The organism is Streptomyces sp. NPDC090445, assembly GCF_044769385.1.
GTDB lineage: Bacteria > Actinomycetota > Actinomycetes > Streptomycetales > Streptomycetaceae > Streptomyces.
The window spans coordinates 217,625-238,295 of record NZ_JBIVXV010000002.1; the positions used below are offsets into that span (position 1 = coordinate 217,625).

13 protein-coding genes are annotated in these 20,671 nt (G+C 72.7%); 8 read left to right on the plus strand and 5 right to left on the minus strand.

The window, feature by feature from the left end; genetic code table 11:
• The first annotated feature begins 179 nt into the window (after positions 1-179).
• From ACIQUT_RS05715 to ACIQUT_RS05725, 3 genes are read left to right on the plus strand one after another with little or no spacing between them, the layout of a single operon-like run.
• Complete coding sequence (locus ACIQUT_RS05715) at positions 180-1,895, plus strand: phosphatidylglycerol lysyltransferase domain-containing protein (protein ID WP_403560589.1); 1,716 nt, start codon at positions 180-182, stop codon at positions 1,893-1,895.
• A complete protein-coding gene (locus tag ACIQUT_RS05720) occupies positions 1,892-2,650 on the plus strand; it encodes a hypothetical protein (protein ID WP_403559825.1) in 759 nt (252 codons plus the stop codon). The genes ACIQUT_RS05715 and ACIQUT_RS05720 overlap by 4 nt, the downstream gene beginning before the upstream one ends.
• Before the next feature lie 55 nt (positions 2,651-2,705).
• Positions 2,706-3,944 carry a sensor histidine kinase gene (locus tag ACIQUT_RS05725; protein ID WP_403559827.1) on the plus strand — a complete coding sequence of 413 codons (1,239 nt, stop codon included), beginning with the start codon at positions 2,706-2,708 and terminating at the stop codon, positions 3,942-3,944.
• Positions 3,945-3,968: 24 nt separating this feature from the next.
• On the opposite strand, the gene ACIQUT_RS05730 is transcribed toward ACIQUT_RS05725, so the two are convergent.
• The 5 genes from ACIQUT_RS05730 to ACIQUT_RS05750 form a co-directional block, all read right to left on the minus strand.
• Positions 3,969-4,826, minus strand: coding sequence for an endo alpha-1,4 polygalactosaminidase (locus tag ACIQUT_RS05730; protein WP_403559829.1), 858 nt, complete (start codon positions 4,824-4,826; stop codon positions 3,969-3,971).
• Entirely contained in the window at positions 4,823-5,470 is a 648-nt protein-coding gene (locus ACIQUT_RS05735) for a spherulation-specific family 4 protein (protein WP_403559831.1), read from the minus strand. The genes ACIQUT_RS05730 and ACIQUT_RS05735 overlap by 4 nt, the downstream gene beginning before the upstream one ends.
• Before the next feature lie 114 nt (positions 5,471-5,584).
• The gene (locus tag ACIQUT_RS05740) at positions 5,585-7,159 is read right to left on the minus strand and encodes a hypothetical protein (RefSeq protein ID WP_403559833.1); all 1,575 of its coding nucleotides are present in this window, start codon (positions 7,157-7,159) and stop codon (positions 5,585-5,587) included.
• Positions 7,156-8,763 carry a GT4 family glycosyltransferase PelF gene (pelF, locus tag ACIQUT_RS05745; protein WP_403559835.1) on the minus strand — a complete coding sequence of 536 codons (1,608 nt, stop codon included), beginning with the start codon at positions 8,761-8,763 and terminating at the stop codon, positions 7,156-7,158. The genes ACIQUT_RS05740 and pelF overlap by 4 nt, the downstream gene beginning before the upstream one ends.
• A gap of 111 nt (positions 8,764-8,874) precedes the next feature.
• The gene (locus ACIQUT_RS05750) at positions 8,875-10,866 is read right to left on the minus strand and encodes a hypothetical protein (protein ID WP_403559837.1); all 1,992 of its coding nucleotides are present in this window, start codon (positions 10,864-10,866) and stop codon (positions 8,875-8,877) included.
• Positions 10,867-11,251: 385 nt separating this feature from the next.
• On the opposite strand from ACIQUT_RS05750, the gene ACIQUT_RS05755 reads away from it, so the two are divergent.
• The 5 genes from ACIQUT_RS05755 to ACIQUT_RS05775 form a co-directional block, all read left to right on the plus strand.
• Entirely contained in the window at positions 11,252-12,781 is a 1,530-nt protein-coding gene (locus ACIQUT_RS05755; RefSeq protein ID WP_403559839.1) for a leucyl aminopeptidase, read from the plus strand.
• A 339-nt stretch (positions 12,782-13,120) separates the two neighbouring features.
• Entirely contained in the window at positions 13,121-14,509 is a 1,389-nt protein-coding gene (gene lpdA, locus ACIQUT_RS05760) for a dihydrolipoyl dehydrogenase (RefSeq protein WP_403559841.1), read from the plus strand.
• Positions 14,510-14,566: 57 nt separating this feature from the next.
• Positions 14,567-16,306, plus strand: a complete 1,740-nt coding sequence (gene sucB / locus ACIQUT_RS05765; RefSeq protein WP_403559842.1) for a 2-oxoglutarate dehydrogenase, E2 component, dihydrolipoamide succinyltransferase — start codon at positions 14,567-14,569, stop codon at positions 16,304-16,306.
• Positions 16,307-16,424: 118 nt separating this feature from the next.
• Positions 16,425-17,828, plus strand: coding sequence for a hypothetical protein (locus tag ACIQUT_RS05770; RefSeq protein ID WP_403559844.1), 1,404 nt, complete (start codon positions 16,425-16,427; stop codon positions 17,826-17,828).
• Positions 17,821-20,671: caspase family protein (locus ACIQUT_RS05775; protein ID WP_403559846.1), on the plus strand; the 2,851-nt coding region annotated here is incomplete at its 3' end. The genes ACIQUT_RS05770 and ACIQUT_RS05775, both read left to right, overlap by 8 nt.

Consider the following 20,671-nt stretch of genomic DNA (forward strand, 5'->3'; position numbering starts at 1 on the left):
CGGGGAAGCGATCCCCCCGCTGGAGACTGATGGGAGAGGCGCGCTTGACCAGCGCAGATATCGACCGGAATGCCGTAAGGACGGCACAGGCCCCGCAAGCCCGACGGGCTCAGCAGGACGAGGGCGGCGGCCGCGGATCCGTCCGCTCGCGCCGCAGCGCCGCCTTCGCGGTCTGGTACCTGCGCGCCGTCACCTTCGTGAACTTCCTCAGCGCGGTGTGGGTTTCCCTCGGCCAGGACCTGCGCCGCCACAACACCGAGGACTTCTACACCCCGTACCTGCTCACGGCGGGCTTCGCGTCCGGCCTGTTCTCGCTGCTGCTCGCCGTCACCATGGGCCGGCGCAAGCGGGCCGCGTGGATCCTGAACCTGGTCCTGGCCGGGCTGCTCCTGCTGGCCTTCGCCGTCGCCGCCTTCGCCCCGTGCACCGGCGGCGAGTTCGACGTCTGCTACCCGGAGTTCCGCGACCACACCCAGAACTGGGTCTCGCTCGCCTTGACCGCGGCGTTCGTCGGCGCCCTGCTGCTGGGCCGCAAGGAGTTCTACGCCAAGGGCGACCGCTCCAACCCCAAGCTGGCCACCGCCGTCGCCGCCGTCGGCCTGCTGGTCACCTCGCTGCTCGCCGCGCTGATCGTCGGCGCCGCCAACACCGACCCGGACGCCTCGCAGGCCACGTTCCTCGGCCGGTGGCGCTACGGCGCGATGCGGCTGATCACCCTGGACCCCGACGCCCGCGACTACGCGTCGATCACCACCCCCGCCTGGGTGGACGTCGTCATCAACGTCATGTCGATGGTGCTGCTGCTCGCCGTGCTGCTCGCCGCGTTCCGCTCCCGCCGGGCCGTGGACCCGCTCACCGAGGAGGACGAGGAGAAGCTGCGCGCGCTGCTGGCCAGGCAGGGCGACCGCGACTCGCTCGGCTACTTCGCGCTGCGCCGCGAGAAGTCCGTCATCTGGTCCCCCACCGGCAAGGCGGCCGTCACCTACCGTGTCGTCGGCGGCGTCTCCCTGGCCTCCGGCGACCCGATCGGCGACCCCGAGGCCTGGCCGGGCGCCATCGACCCGTGGCTGGCCGAGGCCCGCGAGCACGGCTGGGTGCCCGCGGTCATGGGCGCGAGCGAGGAGGCCGGGCAGATCTACGCCCGGCACGGCCTGGACGCCCTGGAGCTGGGCGACGAGGCGATCGTCGAGACCTCCGAGTTCACCCTGGAGGGCCGCGCCATGCGGACCGTCCGGCAGGCGTTCAACCGCGTCAAGCGGGCCGGCTACAGCGTCCGCATCCGTCGGCACGCCGACATCCCCGCCGAGGAGATGGCCGAGCTGGTGCGCCGCGCCGACGACTGGCGCGACGGCGCCACCGAGCGCGGGTTCTCCATGGCGCTGGGCCGGCTGGGCGACCCGGCCGACGGCCAGTGCGTGATGCTGGAGTGCACCGACGGCAACGGCGACCTGCGGGCGGTGCTGTCCTTCGTGCCGTGGGGCCCCAAGGGCCTGTCGCTGGACCTGATGCGCCGTGACCGCGATTCCGAGAACGGCCTGATGGAGTTCATGGTCATCGAACTCCTGGAGCGCTCGAAGGAGATCGGCGTCACACAGGTCTCGCTCAACTTCGCGATGTTCCGCTCGGTTTTCGAGCGGGGGTCCAAGCTGGGCGCCGGTCCGGTGCTGCGGATGTGGCGCTCGATGCTGAGCTTCTTCTCCCGCTGGTGGCAGATCGAGTCCCTCTACCGGGCCAACGCCAAATACCGGCCGATCTGGGAACCGCGGTTCATGCTCTTCGAGAAGAGCTCCGACCTGCTGCGGATCGGCATCGCCGCGGGCCGGGCCGAGGGCTTCCTGGAGGCTCCCGGGCTGCCGAAGTGGCTCAACCGCAGACATCTGGAGACCAATCGTTGACAGCGTGGACGACGACCCCACTGCGGCGGTTCGCCCGCCGTGAGTGGGGGCCCCTGTCCGGGACCGTCCGGGGGGCCCTCGTCCGCGACCGCTTACGGGCCGCCCCGATGACCCTGGGGGCCGTCTGCCTGACCTCGCTGTTCCAGATCGTCCAGAACACGCCCTGGGGGTTCCTGCCCGTCCAGAACCTCGGGTCGGTGAGGGCCGCCGACCCCTTCTGGCTGGCCCTGCTGCGGACCCCGCTGTCCCTGTTCGTCCCCGCCCTCGACCTGCCCGTGTGGGGGGCCCTCGCCCAGATCCTGCTGGTGTTCGGGATCGCCGAGATCTGCATCGGCTGGTGGCGCACCCTGGCCATCGGCTACGGCGCCACCCTCGCCGGGACCACGTACGCCCGGCTCGGGCTCGCGCTGGGGCCCGACCGTCCGCTCGGCCTGCCGCTGTCCGACCGGGTCGTGGGAGACACCGGCCCGTCGGCGGCGGTCGTCGGCCTCGCCCTCTACCTGTGCTGGCGCCACCGGGCGTACCTGACGGGCGGCCTGCTGACCGCCGCCATGATCGGCGAGGTGCTGGTCAAGGACAACCTGGCCGGCAAGGAACACCTCGCGGCCCTCGCCGCCGTCCTCGGCCTGTGCCTCGCCGTCGCCGCGCGGGACCAGCGGCACACCGCCGCCCCGCTGCGGCAGCACCCTCCCCGGCCGGCGGCCGCGGCCCCGCGGCGGCCCCACCCGCACCACCCGCACCACCCGCACCGCTGACCCCGTTCCGCGGCCGCCGGGCCGCCCGCGCCGGAGCAGGCCGTACCGTATCGGGGTGACGACAGACCTCGGGCCGTTCCCCGCCACCCGGACGTGGCTGCGGGCCCATCCGCTGGCCACCGACGCCGTGCTCGCGCTCGGGGCGCTCGTCGCGATGGTCCTCGGCTCCTTCGTCGACCCCCGCGGCCCCCACGGCCCGACCTTCGGCACCCGCACCCCCGATCCGCTGTCGCTCGTGCTGATGCTGCTGGCCGCGGCGGCCCTCGTCTTCCGGCGGCGGCACACCCCCGCCGTGCTCGCCGCGACCATCGGGCTGTCCGTGGTGGAGCTCTCCTCGGGCGGGCCCCGGGTGCCCGTCGCCATGTCCGCCGTGATCGCCCTGTACACGCTGGCCTCCCGCACCGACCGGCCCACCACCTGGCGGGTCGGCCTGCTCACCATGGCCGGCCTGACCGGTGTGGCCATGCTGGCCGCCGGGCCGCTGCCCTGGTACGCGCAGGAGAACATCGGCATCTTCGCCTGGACCGGGATGGCCGCGGCCGGCGGCGACGCGGTCCGCAGCCGGCGCGCCTTCGTCGACGCCATCCGGGAGCGGGCCGAGCGGGCCGAGCGGACCCGCGAGGAGGAGGCCCGGCGGCGGGTCGCCGAGGAGCGGCTGCGGATCGCCCGCGACCTGCACGACGTGGTGGCCCACCACATAGCCCTGGTCAACGTGCAGGCCGGGGTGGCCGCGCACGTCATGGACAGGCGTCCCGACCAGGCCAAGGAGGCCCTGGCCCACGTACGGGACGCCAGCCGCTCCGCGCTGAACGAGCTGCGGGCCACGGTCGGCCTGCTGCGCCAGTCCGGGGACCCGGAGGCGCCGACCGAGCCGGCGCCGGGGCTGGCCCGGCTCGACGAGCTGGTGGACACCTTCCGCAACGCCGGGCTGCCGGTGAAGGTGATGGTGGAGCTCGACGGGGACAGCGGGCCGCTGCCGGCCGCCGTGGACCTGGCGGCGTACCGGGTCATCCAGGAGGCGCTGACCAACGTGCGCAAGCACGCGGGCCCGGGCGCCAGCGCCGAGGTCAGCGTGGTCCGGGTCGGCGTCTCCACCGAGGTCACCGTCCTCGACGACGGCGGCGCCGACAGCGCGGGCAGCGCCGCCGCCGACCCCTCCGCGGCCGCCGCGGAGGGCGGCGGGCACGGGCTCCTCGGGATGCGGGAGCGGGCCGGAGCCCTGGGCGGCTCCTGCTTCGCCGGGCCCCGCTACGGCGGCGGCTACCGGGTCCACGTCATCCTGCCCGTGAAATGAGGCGGGGCGGGGCGGGCGCCGGGCTCAGCAGGGCTTCCGCCAGGCCCCCAGCTCGTACTCCTTCTGCATGGAGCTGAGTTTCAGCTTGCGCGCGAGGCCGCAGAACCGGCTCGTCGGAAGCTCGTACTCGACGTGGAAGACGGCCTTCCCCGCCGTGACGAACGGGGTCAGCCGCTCGCACTCCCCGTACTGGGCGCACTGCTCGTTGACCGCGAAGTCGAAGTCCCCCACCAGCTGCGGGATCTGGTCCAGGTCGTTCTTCAGGCCGACCGCGAGCCCCCGGTCGTGGGCGAGCCGCGCGATCAGCCGGTTGTAGAGCAGCTGGTCCCCGGCGGTCAGCGGGAAGCCGGAGTCGTTGGTGTAGCCGTCCATGTTGTCCGGCTCCACCGCGTCGAAGCCCTTGTCTCGGCACATGTCGAACCGCTTGGCCATCAGCGGCTCCAGCTCGGTGCGGCGCCGGATGTCCAGCCAGCGCTCGCCCTCCCAGCCGTTGCCCTTGCCGAGGAGCTCCGGGGGGAAGGCCGCCGCGTCGGGCCGGAAGTCCTCCCAGGCGCCGGTGGACACGTAGCAGATGGTCCGGCGCCCGGCCTTCTTCAGCGTCTCGACCTGCTCCGCGGTCGTGGTGAAGCCGTCGACGTCGTACACCGGCACCTTCACGGAGGTGTCGAGCTTCCCGGTGAGCTGCCACTGCCATGCGGTGCCGGGCCGCGGCTGCCAGCGCCCCTCCGGCGCGGGGGCGAGGCCCGGGTCCGGCTCGCCGCCGTCCGGCCCGGCGGTGCAGGCCGCCAGGAGCAGCAGCGGTACGAGCAGCAGTGCCGCCCCGCGCCGCCGCGGCGGCCGCCTCCGCGCCGGGTTCGTCGGCCGCGCCGCCGGGGCCGTCACCGGGCGTCCCGGATCGCGAGCGGGAGGGTGCCCCAGGGGTGCGCGCCGGTCCCGGGGACCGCGCAGTGCACGGCGGCCCGGCGCTGCAGGGCGAGCTCCGCGGCGGGCGCGCCCGGCGGGACGGCGTACACGAGGTGGCAGAACCGGCCGGCGGGGTGGTCGGCGGTCCAGGAGGGCACGGCCGCGTCCCGGTAGGCGTCCCAGGGCCCTTCGAAGGTGACGAGCAGGTCGGCGAGTTCGGCGTAGCCGGGGTCCGGGTGGATGCCGTGGTTGAGGACGAGGGTGCGGGCGCCCGCGGCCCGGGCGGCGACGGCGAGCCGGCCGTAGTGGCCGAGCAGTGCCGGGTCGGGGGCGGCCTGGTCGAGGAAGGCCCCGTCGGCGCCGTACCAGTCGCGGTGGCGCAGCAGGTCCCGCACCACGTCGGCGTGGGGGCGGCGCCCGTAGTCGGTGTCGGTGTAGCCGAGGACGGGCACGCCGGCGTCGCGCAGCCGCTCGGCGACGACGGCGAACCGCGCGTCGCGGGCCTCGCCCGGCCCGCTGGCCGGGTTGAGGACCACCGAGTGCAGCCGGCCCGCGGAGCGGATCAGCAGCTCCCAGTCGTCGGGCCGGTCGTCGGGGTGCTCGTAGAGCGGCACCAGCAGCATGGGGTCCTTCTTCTCGGACGGGGTCTTGGATCGGACGGGGTCTCGGTCGGATTCTCGGTCGGGTCGTACGGGTCACGAGGGCGCACGGGACACAGGGGTCGCACGGGATCGCGGTCAGCGGTGTGCCGTCGCCCGCCCGAGGAACAGGCAGACCAGCGCGGCGAGGGCGGCCGCGGCCGTGCCCGCCACGACCAGCTGCACCAGCCGCGGCTGCCCCACCCCCAGCAGCAGGGCCAGGCTCTGCACGATGGCCGCCGAGGCGCAGACCACGGCGGCGGCCCGGACCGCCCCGAAGGACTGCAGCAGCAGCCCGGTCCACATCACGCCGCCGAGCAGCAGCAGCGTCGCGACCCGGACCCCGGTCATGCCCGGCGCGCCCGGCCAGAACAGGGTTCCCACGACGCCGAGGACGAGCAGCACCGTCAGGTACGCGGCCATGCAGCGAGCCAGCGTGCCGAGCATCCGCAGCCGGAACTGCCGGGGCGAGCGGGCGGCCCGCAGCCCGGCGAGGCTTCCGCTGCGGAACCGGTGGAGCAGCCATTCGGCGGGGCCCATGCTGAGCGTGAGCGCCACCGCGGAGGGCGCGGCGACCGCCTCGGCCGGGCCTCCGGCGAGCACCTCGCCGAGGGCTGCGTACAGCACCAGCAGGCCGGTGCCGAGGCCGAAGACCCCGTACGGCACGGAGTCGCCGAGCCGCGGCCCGCGCGGCCCGTACTCCTCCCCGTCGCCGCGCAGCACCCGCCAGCGCACCGGGCCGCCCGGCCCGCCCGCCGCCCGGCCGCGGAACCGGCCCGGGCGGTGCTCCGACCGGCCGCGGATCCGGCGTACGGCGGCCCGTACGCCGGAAACCAGGGGCAGTTCGCGGAGCGCGAGCGTGCAGGCGGCCAGCAGGGACACGGCGAGCAGGGCGACCCGCAGGAGCACGGGCGGGTCGGTGAACAGCGCGAGGACGGCCCCCGCGGCCATCGGCGCGAGCGCGGCGATGAGCAGCCGCTCCCGGCCGAGGACCAGCAGTACGGTGGCGGCCCCGACGTACACGGCCTGCCCGGCGGCGAAGGCGTGGCTGAACGGCGGCCCGCCGGGGACGGTGAGCGCGGCGGCGATGCCGAGCAGGGCCCCGGTGGGGGCGCCGACGAGCAGGGTCCGCCCGGCGGCGGCCCGGTCGCCCGTGCCGAGCCAGGAGTAGGCGCGGTGGGACAGGGTCTGGTCCCACACCCAGCCGATGAGGGCGCCGGCGAGCAGGGTGAGCGTGCCGGCGGGCAGGCCGAGCCGGTCCGGGGGCCCCTCCAGCAGGGGTGCGCCCAGGACGTAGGCGAGGCCGGGCAGGGCGAAGATCACCCCGCGGAGCAGGCAGGCGGCGAGGGACACCTTCCAGGGGTCGGTGTGGTCCTGCGGCTCGGGGAAGGCGCGCGGCACCCGCGCGTACAGCTGCTCGGCGAGGTCGAAGGAGTCCCGGCGGCCGTAGGTGAGCCGGATGTGCTCGTCGGTCATCCCGTCGGACTCCAGGATGGCGGCGATCTCGTCGGGGTGGACGGCGGCCGCGATGAACCCGTCGAGGCGTTCGGCGAGTTCGTCCATGGGGTCGGCCGCGAGGGCCCCGGCCTCCGCGCCCGTACCGCTGCGGCGGGGGCGCGGGAGGGCGGGCAGGGTGTCGCCGCCGGGGGCGCGCAGCCAGAGGGATCCGCTCACCAGGGGCTCCCGTCGGCGGCGAGCTCCCGGTGCCAGGGGGCGGCGAGCCGCTGGGTCCAGTCGTCGCCCGCGTGGACGGGCAGGACCGGCCGGCCCGCATGCTTGCGGTGGTCGAGGCCGCGGTAGATGTGCCGGAAGCCGTCCACGGACTGGTGGAGGGTGAACTTCTCGACGACCCGTTTGCGGGAGAGCCGGCCCAGTTCGGCGCGGCGTTCGTCGTCGCGGAGCAGGGCGAGGGCGGCGCGGGCCATGGTCTCGGGTTCGCGCGGCGGGACGACGAGGCCGGTGTCGCCGACGGCCTCGCGGACGCCGCCGACGTCGGTGGAGACGGTGGTCCGGCCGCAGGACATGGCCTCGATGATGCTGAAGGGGAAGCCCTCGCTGATGCTGGACAGCATCACGATGCTGCCGGCGGCGTACGCCTTGGCGACCTCCGCGATCCGGCCCTCGTAGGTGATCCCGTCCCCGACCCCGAGTTCGGCGGCGAGCTTCTCCAGGCGGAGCCTGTAGTCCTCGCAGCCGGCCGGGACCGGGCCGAACAGGCGCAGCCGCAGGGCGGGCAGTTCGGCGCGCATGAACGCGTAGGCGCGGATGAGGGTTTCGAGGTCCTTGATCGGGTCGATGCGGCCGCACCAGCTGAGGGTGGGCACCTCGGGCTCGGGTCCGGCCTCGGGGAAGGCGTACGGGTCGACGCCGTTGTAGACGGTGCGGATCCGGTCGGCGGCGGCGCCGCCGCGCTCCTCCCAGCGGCGGTTGTACTGGTTGCAGGGGGTGATCAGGTCGGCCTGCCGGTAGCCCTCGGTGTTGAGCTCGCGGTAGAAGCCGAGGACGAGGGCCTTGACGGGCCAGCGCTCGGCGGCCCTGCGGTAGCCGAGGTAGCGCTCGCGCAGGTAGATGCCGTGCTCGGTGAGCAGGAACGGCACCCCGTCGAGGTATGCGGCGGCGAGCGCGGGCAGGGTGGCGAGGCCGCTGCTGACGGCGTGGGCGACGCTGTCGGGCGGGATCCGCACGGCCAGCGGGCGCAGCGCGTGCTCCAGCAGGTCGGTGGCGGTGAGCGCGTCGTGGACGGTGGGCGCGGCGGCGGCCGTGGCCAGGCCCGGCCTGGTCCATACGGCCATCAGCAGGCGCAGGACCGTTTCGGAGCGCAGGGCGGGGGCGAGCCTGCCGGAGCGGGCGAGGACGGCGAGCTCGCGCAGGGCCTCGGAGAACCGGCTGCGGCCTGGGGCACCCGCGGCGCCGGCGGGGGCGGGAGCGCCCGCGGCGCCGGCCGGGGGAGGGTCGAGGAGGGAGAGGAGGAAGGCCTCGTAGGTCTCGGTGAAGCGGCGGTGCGCCTTGCCGCGCAGGGCCGTTCCGCGGCCCTGGCTGCGGCCGCGGCTGCGGCTGCGTCCGGGGGCGGGTCCCCACAGGGGGAAGGCGGTGTGCCGGTAGACGTTGCGCGGCAGCTCCCAGGTGACCGGCTCGCGGCCGGTACCGGTCAGGGCTATGACGTTGAAGTCGACCTCCGGCATGCCCCGGACCAGCTGGTCGCACCAGGTGCTGACTCCCCCGTGGACGTGCGGATAGGTGCCTTCGGTGAGCATGGTGACATGGCGCCCATGGCTCATTGCGGTATGTCCCCCCGGACTGTGATGTGGTGAGCGCTCGCTCGCGCAGGGATGCGGCCGAGCGGGCTCGGAGCCCGCTCGGCCGGACGGAGAATCGGTGGGTGCTGCGGGTCAGCCGGTCAGCTTGAGCGTGATGGACGACTGGAGGGGCTCGGGGCCGGTCCAGGCCGAGCGGTTCCCGGCGTAGGCGGTGCCGAAGTCGCCCGTGCCCAGCAGGAGCTGCTTCTTGGTGCCGTTCGGGGCGGTGATCGGGGCGAGGACCCCGGAGGGGGCCTTCACGGTGACGGTGGTGCCGATCCGGTACGCGGTGACCCGGCCGGCGGCGAGCGCCTTGTCCCAGGCGGCGCGGCGGCCGAGCTCGGTGCCGATCTCCTTCATGCTCCGGTTCACGATCGGCGTGTTGGGGGCGTACAGGGTGCGGTAGGTGTCGAGGACGCGGTCCAGCACGGGGTAGAGGGTGCGGTCCTCGGCGAGGTTGGACTGGTGGACGTAGTGCGGGCGCGGGTCGTTGGCCAGGACGTGCCGCAGGGCGGTGCGGGCTTCGGCGGGCACGATGTGGTCGAGGTAGCCGGTGGCGGTGTCGAGGGGGGCGGGCAGGCAGGTGGAGGTCGCCGGGTTGTCCTCGCAGATGCCGCTGCCGCCGTGGGCGCGGCTGGTGTAGATCCAGTTGTACTCGTCGGCCATCTCCGCGTTGGTGCCCGTGTTGTAGTACACGTTCATCGGGTGGCGGGGGACGGTCTGGGCGGCGCCGACCGGACGCTGCGCGGGCTCGCGGGAGTTGTCGCTGCCGACCCACTTGACGCCGTTGTCGGCGAGCGCGCCCGCGAGGTTGGGGTTGTCCTGGGGCTGCTGCGGGAGGGTCTTCAGGCCGGAGTGCTCGCCGGTGACGAGCTCGGTGCGGTCGAGGGTGATGCCCTTGGACGCCGCCCAGTTGACGTTGTCGCGGATCTGGGCGGAGATCTCGGCCCGGCTCATCCAGGTGATGGCGCCGCTCGCGTTCTTGACGCAGGTCCACGGCTCGGTGCCGGTGTCCTGGATGCAGCCGAGGAACGGGTGGGTGTAGGTGTGGTTGAGCCAGCGGTACTTGGCCCGGTCCGCGACGAGCTGCGCGGTGAGGGCGTCGGTGCCGCCGTTCTCCGCCTTCCACTCCTCGCCGGCGCCGCCGTTGAAGAGCATGTCGAGCTTGAAGTCCTTGCTCTGCTGCCACTGCGCCGCGTACTGGGCGTCGGCGGCGGTCATCCGGATGGTGCTCTCCTTGCCCTCGCCGCCCGCGCAGGCGTAGTCGCCGGGGGTGCAGTTGAGCTGCATGTTCCAGCGGGCGTCGGGGGCGAAGACGTCGTCGACGTGGACGGCGAAATAGCTGCGGCTCTGGCCGAGGTGGACGCCCTGGGTCAGCCAGTCGACGATGCCGCGGGCGAGCAGCCGGAACTGCTGCTGGTACTGGTTGTAGCCGAAGGTGACGACGAGTTCGCTGCGGCCGTCGTGGGTGTACTCACCCACCAGCGAGGCGCGCCCGGAGCCGACGGGCGCGTCGACGTAGCTGGTGTAGCCCGCCCGGGGCCTGCCCATGAAGCCGTAGCTCTCGGGGATGAGGGCGGAGTTGTCCTCGAAGGCGACCTGTCCGCCGAGGTAGGCGAACGGGCCGGTCTTGCCGGCGTCGGTGACGGCCGCCTGGACCCCGTCGAGCTGCCCGCTGTAGCCGCCGTTGTCGGTGTACTCCAGGCCGACGCCCGGGTGGGCCCAGGTGTAGGCGTCGACCTGGCGGATCCCGTACGCGGTCTCGTACGCGGCCAGCGCCGCCATCTCGGCCGAGCCCTCCCCGAACGGGTTCTCGTTCGGCAGCACCACGCCCTGGTACTTCGCGCGCGGCCGGCCGTCGACCGTGTCGCTGAGGAACGCGGCGTCGATCACCGGGCGGCCGCTGCTGCCCAGCTGGACGCGGGTGAAGGGGACTCCGGTGTCGCGGAGCTCGGCGGTGATCGCCTCGACGGAACTGCCGCCGTCGTCGACGACGAGGACTTTCAGGTCGATTCGCGGCGTGACGGCCGCCGCCTGGGCGGACGCGCCGGGCAATGCCACGGATACCAGTGCTGCGACGGCCATTGCGGCCGCAACCCTGTTCATCCGGTTTTTGTTGACCATTTCGGCCTTTCCCCCCGCAGGCATCACTCGACTACGGCCCATGGCGGCAGGCCGGACCGAGGAGGCTCTGTGGAAATCATGCAAAGGAACCCCGCGTCCCCTTGCGAGAGTGGCCCGAGTCTCTCGGACCTCGTCAGGTCCAACGGGCAAACCTGGAACAGAGACCACAGATGGGTGAATCCCAGAACGGCCGAGTCGAACAACTTGCCAAACCCTGGAATGGCGTACGGTCCGGCTGCTACGCGTAGGCTCATTTCTGGCAGCCGTCGGGCCGGAATACGATCGCTCCGGATGGCCGTCCCACCCACTCGGCCCACAACACAAACGGAAGCGAGACTTCACCACCGTGACTGCTCTGACTCTCAGCACTGCCGGCGCGGCGACGCTGCGCGCCGACGCCCTCGTGGTCGGCGTCGCGAAGGGCCCGAAGGGCCCCGTCGTGGCCCCGGGCGCCGAGGCCGTGGACAACGCGTACGACGGGAAGCTCGCCGCCGTACTCGACGCCCTGGGCGCCTCCGGCGCCGAAGGCGAGACCACCAAGCTGCCTGCGCCGGACGGCCTCAAGGTCCCGGTCGTGCTGGCGGTCGGCCTCGGCCCGGTGCCGGGCGACGAGGAGTCCTACGACGAGGAGGCGCTGCGCCGCGCCGCCGGTGCCGCCGCCCGCGCCCTGCACGGCAGCAAGAAGGCCGCGTTCGCGCTCCCCCTGGAGGACGCCTCGGCCGTCACCGCGGTCGCCGAGGGCGCCCTGCTGGGCGCGTACGCCTTCACCGCCTACCAGGGCGGCGAGAAGAAGGGCGCCAAGAACGGCGGCCCGAAGCTCCCGCTCGCCGAGGTGGCCCTGCTGGGCACCAAGCCGCGTGACAAGGAGCACAAGGCCGCGGCCGAGCGCGCCACCGTCGTCGCGGCCGAGGTCAACACCGCCCGCGACCTGATCAACACCCCGCCGAACGACCTCACCCCGGCCTCCTTCGCCTCGATCGCCTCGGCGACCGGCAAGGAGCACGGCATGAAGGTCCAGGTCCTGGACGAGAAGGCCCTCGTCAAGGGCGGCTACGGCGGCATCATGGGCGTCGGCAAGGGCTCCGAGAACCCGCCGCGCCTGGTGAAGATCTCCTACACGCACCCGGACGCGGAGAAGCACCTCGCCTTCGTCGGCAAGGGCATCACCTACGACTCGGGCGGCATCTCCCTGAAGCCGGCCGGCCACAACGAGACGATGAAGTGCGACATGTCCGGCGCCGCCGCCGTGTTCGCCGCCGTCGTCGCCGTGGCCCGCCTGGGCCTGGCCGTCAACGTCACCGGCTGGCTCGCGCTCGCCGAGAACATGCCGTCCGGCTCCGCCACCCGCCCCGGCGACGTGCTGCGCATGTACAGCGGCAAGACCGTCGAGGTCCTCAACACCGACGCCGAGGGCCGACTCGTCCTGGCCGACGCCCTCACCAAGGCCTCCGAGGAGAACCCGGACGCGATCGTCGACGTCGCCACCCTGACCGGCGCGATGGTGCTGGCGCTGGGCAACCGCACCTTCGGCGTCATGGCCAACGACGACGCCTTCCGCACGTCGGTCCACGAGATCGCCGAGGAGGTCGGCGAGGCCTCCTGGCCGATGCCGCTCCCCGCCGACCTGCGCAAGGGCATGGACTCCCCCACCGCCGACATCGCCAACATGGGCGAGCGCATGGGCGGCGGCCTGGTCGCCGGCCTCTTCCTGCAGGAGTTCGTCGGCGACGGCATCACCTGGGCGCACCTGGACATCGCGGGCCCGGCCTTCCACGAGGGCGCGCCGTACGGCTACACCCCCAAGGGCGGCACCGGCTCGGCCGTGCGCACCCTGGTGCGGCTGGCCGAGCGCACGGCCACCGGCGACCTGGGCTGACGCACCGGACGCACCGGGCCGTCACACCGCGTCGCGGCGCGGTGTGACACCTGACATGTGACGCACGACGCACACCCGGCCCCTCGAAGGCACCGATCAAGGGGCCGGGTGTTCACGCACAACGAAATCCGTAGGTTTCTACGCCTCGGTAACCCCTGCTTCCGGCAGAACGACCTGCCACAGTCCGGGCCCGGCGTCCCGTGTTCCCGCGACAAATGCGAAGATGGGTTCTCGGCAGGACAGGGCCCACCACAGGGCCGAAGAAACAAGCGGCCGAACACCAGCCGCCGCCCGGTCACTGAGGACCGGTGCCCGGCGCACATGCATGGAGGACGTGACGTGGCGAACGACGCCAGCACCGTTTTCGACCTAGTGATCCTCGGCGGTGGCAGTGGCGGCTACGCCGCGGCCCTGCGCGCTGCCCAGCTGGGTCTGGACGTTGCCCTGATCGAGAAGAACAAGCTCGGCGGCACCTGCCTGCACAACGGCTGCATCCCCACCAAGGCTCTGCTGCACGCGGGCGAGGTCGCGGACCAGGCGCGCGAGGCCGCGCAGTTCGGTGTGAAGACCTCCTTCGAGGGCATCGACATCGCCGGTGTGCACAAGTACAAGGACGACGTGATCGCCGGCCTGTACAAGGGCCTGCAGGGTCTGGTCGCCTCCCGCAAGGTGACCTACATCGAGGGTGAGGGCCGCCTGTCCTCCCCGACCACCGTCGACGTGAACGGGCAGCGCATCCAGGGCCGCCACGTCCTGCTGGCGACCGGCTCCGTGCCGAAGTCCCTCCCGGGCCTGAACATCGACGGCAACCGGATCATCTCCTCCGACCACGCGCTGGTCCTGGACCGCGTCCCCGAGTCGGCGATCATCCTCGGCGGCGGCGTGATCGGCGTCGAGTTCGCCTCGGCGTGGAAGTCCTTCGGCACCGACGTCACCATCATCGAGGGCCTGAAGCACCTCGTCCCGGTCGAGGACGAGAACAGCTCCAAGATCCTGGAGCGCTCCTTCCGCAAGCGCGGCATCAGGTTCAACCTCGGCACCTTCTTCGACAAGGCCGAGTACACCGAGAACGGCGTCCGGGTCACCCTGGCCGACGGCAAGACCTTCGAGGCCGAGGTGCTGCTGGTCGCCATCGGCCGCGGCCCGGTCTCGCAGGGCCTGGGCTACGAGGAGCAGGGCGTCGCGATGGACCGCGGCTACGTCCTGGTCGACGAGTACATGCAGACCAACGTGCCGACCATCTCGGCCGTCGGCGACCTCGTCCCGACCCTGCAGCTCGCGCACGTCGGCTTCGCCGAGGGCATCCTGGTCGCGGAGCGCCTGGCCGGCCTGAAGGTCGTCCCGATCGACTACGACGGCGTGCCGCGCGTGACCTACTGCCACCCCGAGGTCGCCTCCGTCGGCATCACCGAGGCCAAGGCCAAGGAGATCTACGGTGCGGACAAGGTCGTGGCCCTGAAGTACAACCTGGCGGGCAACGGCAAGAGCAAGATCCTGAAGACCGCGGGCGAGATCAAGCTCGTCCAGGTCAAGGACGGTGCCGTGGTCGGCGTCCACATGGTCGGTGACCGGATGGGCGAGCAGGTCGGCGAGGCCCAGCTGATCTACAACTGGGAGGCCCTGCCGGCCGAGGTCGCGCAGCTCATCCACGCGCACCCGACCCAGAACGAGGCGCTCGGCGAGGCCCACCTGGCCCTGGCCGGCAAGCCGCTGCACGCACACGACTGATCCAGTCACGGGCGCGACGACCACAAACCGCACCATTCGTAAGGAGCAACTGAAACCATGGCGGTTTCCGTATCCCTTCCGGCGCTCGGCGAGAGCGTCACCGAGGGCACTGTCACCCGCTGGCTGAAGGCCGAGGGCGAGCGCGTCGAGGCCGACGAGCCGCTGCTCGAGGTCTCGACCGACAAGGTCGACACCGAGATCCCCTCCCCCGTGTCCGGCATCCTGGCCTCCATCAAGGTCGCCGAGGACGAGACCGTCGAGGTCGGCGCCGAGCTGGCCGTCATCGACGACGGCTCCGGCGCCCCCGCCGCGGCCCCCGCCCCGGCTGCCGAGACGGCTGCCGCTCCGGCGCCGGTCGCCGAGGCGCCTGCCGCTGCCGCCGCCCCGGCTCCGGTGGCCGAGGCCCCGGCTGCCGCTGCTGCCCCGGCCGCGTCCGGCACCGACGTCGTGCTGCCCGCCCTGGGCGAGTCCGTCACCGAGGGCACCGTCACCCGCTGGCTGAAGGCCGTCGGCGAGACGGTCGAGGCCGACGAGCCGCTGCTCGAGGTCTCCACCGACAAGGTCGACACCGAGATCCCCGCGCCGGTCTCCGGCACGCTGCTGGAGATCGTGGTCGGCGAGGACGAGACCGCCGAGGTCGGCGCCCGTCTGGCCGTCATCGGCGTCGCGGGCGCTGCCCCGGCCGCCGCCCCGGCTCCCGCTGCCGCCGCTCCGGCTCCGGCCGCCCCGGCTCCGGCCGCCCCGGCGCCCGCCCCGGTGGCTCCGGCCGCGCCGGCTGCTCCGGTGGCTCCGGCTGCTCCGGTGGCCCCGGCCGCTCCGGCTCCGGTCGCCCCGGCCGCTCCCGTGGCCGCCCCGGCGATCACGGGTGACGAGGGTGCGTACGTGACCCCGCTGGTGCGCAAGCTCGCCTCCGAGGCCGGCGTCAACCTGAACACGGTCACGGGCACCGGCGTCGGTGGCCGCATCCGCAAGCAGGACGTCCTGGCCGCCGCCGAGGCCGCCAAGGCCGCCGCTGCCGCCCCGGCTCCGGCCGCCGCCGCTGCTCCGGCTCCGGCCGCTGCCGCCGCGGTGTCCGAGCTGCGCGGTCAGACGGTCAAGATGACCCGCATGCGCAAGGTCATCGGCGACAACATGATGAAGGCCCTGCACTCGCAGGCGCAGCTGTCGTCCGTGGTCGAGGTGGACGTCACCAAGATCATGAAGCTGCGCGAGAAGGCCAAGGCCGGCTTCCTCGCCCGCGAGGGCGTCAAGCTGTCCCCGATGCCGTTCTTCGTCAAGGCCGCGGCCCAGGCGCTGAAGGCCCACGCGGTCGTCAACGCCCGGATCAACGAGGACGAGGGCACCATCACCTACTTCGACTCGGAGAACATCGGCATCGCCGTCGACTCCGAGAAGGGCCTGATGACCCCGGTCATCAAGGGTGCCGGTGACCTCAACCTGGCCGGTATCGCCAAGGCGACCGCCGACCTGGCCGGCAAGGTCCGCAGCAACAAGATCACCCCGGACGAGCTGTCCGGCGCGACCTTCACCATCAGCAACACCGGCTCCCGCGGCGCGCTGTTCGACACGGTCATCGTGCCGCCGAACCAGGTCGCGATCCTGGGCATCGGTGCCACGGTGAAGCGCCCGGTGGTCATGGAGACCGCCGAGGGCACCGTCATCGGCGCCCGCGACATGACGTACCTGACCCTGTCCTACGACCACCGCCTGGTGGACGGCGCGGACGCGGCCCGGTACCTCTCGGCCGTGAAGGCGATCCTGGAGGCCGGCGAGTTCGAGGTCGAGCTCGGCCTGTAAGGCTCCCGCTGCCCCGCAGGCAGCAACCCGTACGGCGCCCCTGTCCGGATTCCACTCCGGGCGGGGGCGCCGTCGTCATACCCTGCCGGTCCACAGGACGTCCGACAGGGGGCTTGCAATGGCGCGCACACGGGTGATCGATCTTGTCGTGGTCCTGCCGGGAATCATGGGCAGCCGCCTCGCGGACGCCGACGGCAAACCCGTCTGGGACCTCTCGGGCGGCGCCCTGTGGCGCGGCCTGCGCCTCTTCGGCGACTCCCTCGGCAATCTGCGCGTCCCGAAGGACACGGGCAACGACCACCCCGGCGACGGCATCGTCCCCGTCGGCCTGATGCCGGACGTCCACGCCATCCCCGGCATCTGGCACCCGGTCGACGGCTACACGGACCTCCTGGCCTGGCTGGAACGCGAGTTCACCCTCACCCCGGGCGAGAACCTGCTCCCGTTCCCGTACGACTGGCGCCTGTCCTGCCGCTGGAACGCGGAACGCCTCAAGGAAGCGGTGGACCGAACCCTGGCCCGCTGGCAGGACTCCGCCCCGGAACGCCGCGACGCCCGCGTCGTCTTCGTCTGCCACTCCATGGGCGGCCTGGTCGCCCGCCACTACGTGGAACGCCTCGGCGGCCACGAGGTCACCCGCCGCCTGATCACCCTCGGCACCCCGCACCGCGGCTCCCTCGCCGCCCTCGCCCACCTGGTGAACGGCCTCCGCAAGGGCTGGGGCCCCTTCGGCATCGACCTGACGGCCTTCGCCCGCAGCCTCCCGTCCCTCCACCAGCTCGCCCCGGACTACGCGTGCGTGACCGCCCCCGGCGGCCTCGCCTACGCCCGCGACCTCCCGAACCTCCCGGGCGTGGACCCGGACCTCCTGACGGACGCGGCAGCCTTCCACGCAGACCTCCGCGAAGCAGCGGCAACCCGCACCACCCCGGTCCCCCTGCACGCCATCACGGGCATCCGCCAGCCCACCCACACCACGGCAGACCTGACGGGCGACCTCCTCACCCCCCTCTGGCTGATCAACGGCACCGACGAACGGGGCGACGGCACGGTCCCCCGCCTCGCCGCCCGCCCCGCGAACGCCGACCTCTCCGGCTACACGGTGGACGAGGCCCACACCCCCTGCGAGCAGCACGGCGCCCTCCAGAACAACCACGGCGTCCGCGACGCCCTGGCCGGCCTCCTGGGCCAGGAACGCCCCTTCCACCGCGGCAACGAGGACGAGGCCGTCCCCCTGAGCGTCCTGGCCCCCTCCTTCCTGCCGCCCGGCGACCCGTACGAGGTCTCGGTCACGATCCCCGCCGAAACCCCCGACCACGACTCCCTCCACCTCACGGCAGACCTCCGCCCGGCCACGGGCGCGGAACCCCTCTCCCGCACCCTCCGCCCCCTCGGCGAGGGCCGCTACACGGCCACCTTCCCGGCTCCGGACCCGGGCGCGTACCGCTTGGCGGTCCGCGTCACGGCCCGCGCGGAATCCAAGGTGACGGCCCTGACCCTGGTCGGAGGCGCCGATGCCTGAGGACACCAACGACATCCGGGGAACGGCACTCGGCATCGTCGTGGAGCACTACAAGAACCCGAAGTTCCGCACTCTGACGGGCGCCACGGCCCAAATGGAGGAGCTGTGCGCCCTCCTGGCAGCCCGCGGCTACACGCCCACGGTCGTCCGGGACCCGAAGAGGGCGACGCTCTGGGACGAGGCGAAAGGCTGGGCAACGGAATGGAGTGAGACGGGCGGGCACGGCCCGGCGGTCATCCTGTGGTCCGGACACGGTGAGCTGGACGGCCAGGAGCTGCGTCTGGTCATGCCCGACACCGACGATCCGAAGCTCGCGAGCGATACAAATTCGGCCAATCTGTTGGCCGAGGCAGCGATGCTCAGCAAAGCGGACCAGACGCTGCTGATCATCGACACTTGCCACGCGGGCGCGGGAGTGATCGAGTCCCTCCAAAGCGCGGCGAACAGGCTCTCCGAGCGGAACCTCCCCCCGAACCGGTCCTCATGGCTCGGGGTGATCGCGAGCTGCCGCCCCCAGGAGAAGGCCGAGGCGGACGGCATCCTCCTGAAGACGCTGGCCCTGGTACTACGCGAAGGCCCGCAGACGCACCAGTACCGCCACGACTGGAGCCCTCACAACAGCCAGGTCACGGGGTCCACGGTCATCAACACAGTGATCGCTGCGTGGCCTCGGGACATCGGCCACCAGCCCTGGCCGGCCATGTTCGGCAGCGACGGAATGATGTTCAACAACCCGCGGTGGAGGGCAGCCGCGGAACCGATGCTGGTGGAGCATCTGGTCCAGGCGAGCCGCGGGGCGGCCCTGGCGGACGAAGGCTGGTTCTTCAGCGGCCGCCGCCGCGTCCTGGGCGAGATCACGGCATGGCTGGAGGCCCGCAGTCCCGGCCTCTACCTGGTCACGGGCAGCGCCGGCAGCGGCAAATCGGCGGTGCTGGGCCGCATCGCCACCCTGTCCGACCCCACCCACCGGGCGGACATCAAGGAGCATGGGGCGTTGGCGGCCGACGACCCGGATCCGGGCGAGGGCTCGGTGGACGCCTCGCTGCACCTGCGCGGCCAGACGGTGCAACAGCTCGCCGAGGCCATCGCCCGCGCACTGGGCCTCCCCGCTCCCCAGACCCCGGCGGCGCTGATCGCCGAGGTCGAGAAGCAGTGGCCGACCGGCACCGAGCACCGCCTCCCGGCCCTCGTCCTCGACGGCCTCGACGAGGCGGCCCCCGACCAGCCCCACCCCATAGTCGAACAGCTCCTGGCCCCCCTGAGCCGCTTGGTCTGCGTCCTCCTGGGCTCCCGAGACCGCTCGTTCAGCCCTCGGCAGGCTCCTCGGGAGCCCCTGGGCCGGGCGGTGAGCCGCCTGCTGGATGTCCGGGCCCAGGCGTCCGACTTGGACGACGAGTCCGACACGACGGACGACATCCGCGCGTACTGCCGCCGCCGGCTCCTGTCTCGCATATCGCCCGAGGAAGAGGCAGCCAAGGCGGCCGCTCTGATCGCGAGCCGTGCGTCCGTCCACACGGGCGGTTTCCTGTTCGCGAGGATGGCGTCGGACTCCCTGATCCGCCGATCCGCAGCGTCAGAACCGGTGGACTGGGCCCATGCGATCCCGTCCTCCATCAGCGCAGCGTTCACCGAGGACCTGCGAGACGGGCCCAAGCGCGAACGGGACGGCGTGGTACTTCCCCACGCAGCCCAGGACCTGCTGACCGCGCTGGCCTGGAGTGCCTTGAACGGCATGCCTGCCCGAGGGGTCTGGGAGGCCGCGGCCTCGGCTCTCAGCACGGACGGCACCCCGTACGGCCCCGAAGACGTGGACTGGCTGCTGAACGCGTACGGCCGCTACGTCGTGGAGGACACCGACGGCGTGCAGGCGGTCTACCGCCTCTACCACCGAGAGTTCATCCGCCACCTGCGGCACACAGCGGAGGATTCCGGTGCAGCGCATCGCGTGGCACGAGCACTGGTCGATCTCCTGCGGAACCAGACCGACGACGCCTTGGTGATGGAAAACGCGAACCCGTACCTGCGGGTAGCGCTGACGGCGCATGCAGCGCTGGCAGGTGACCAGGGAATCGCACTGATCCGTGAGCTCGTCGACATACGCGAGGACGTGTTCCGCCCGGCTCTGGCATACGTACTCAACAATGTGGCGGCGGCACGCTCACGAACTGGCAGGCGCCCCGAGGCACTTGTATCAGCGCAGGAAGCCGCCGACCTCTACCGCACCCTCGCAACCGACAACCCGGCCGCATACCTCCCCCACCTCGCCGGCGCCCTCAACAACCTCGCCGCATTCCAGGCCGAGACCGGAGACCGGCAGGGCGCACTCACCACCGCCACCGAAGCCGTCACCATCCGCCGCACCTTCGCAGCCGACAACCCGGCCGCATACCTCCCCGACCTCGCCGGCGCCCTCAACAACCTCGCCGCATTCCAGGCCGAGACCGGGAACCGGCAGGGCGCACTTACCACCATCACCGAAGCCACCCACCTCTACCGCACCCTCGCAACCGACAACCCGGCCGCCCACCTCCCCGACCTCGCCATGTCCCTCAACAACCTCGCCGTCCGTCAGGCCGAGACCGGGAACCGGCAGGGCGCACTCACCACCATCACCGAAGCCGCCGACCTCTACCGCACCCTCGCAGCCGACAACCCGGCCGCCTACCTCCCCGACCTCGCCGCCGCCCTCAACAACCTCGCCGCATCCCAGGCCGAGACCGGGAACCGGCAGGGCGCACTCACCACCATCACCGAAGCCGCCGACCTCTACCGCACCCTCGCAGCCGACAACCCGGCCGCCTACCTCCCCGACCTCGCCGCCGCCCTCAACAACCTCGCCGCAT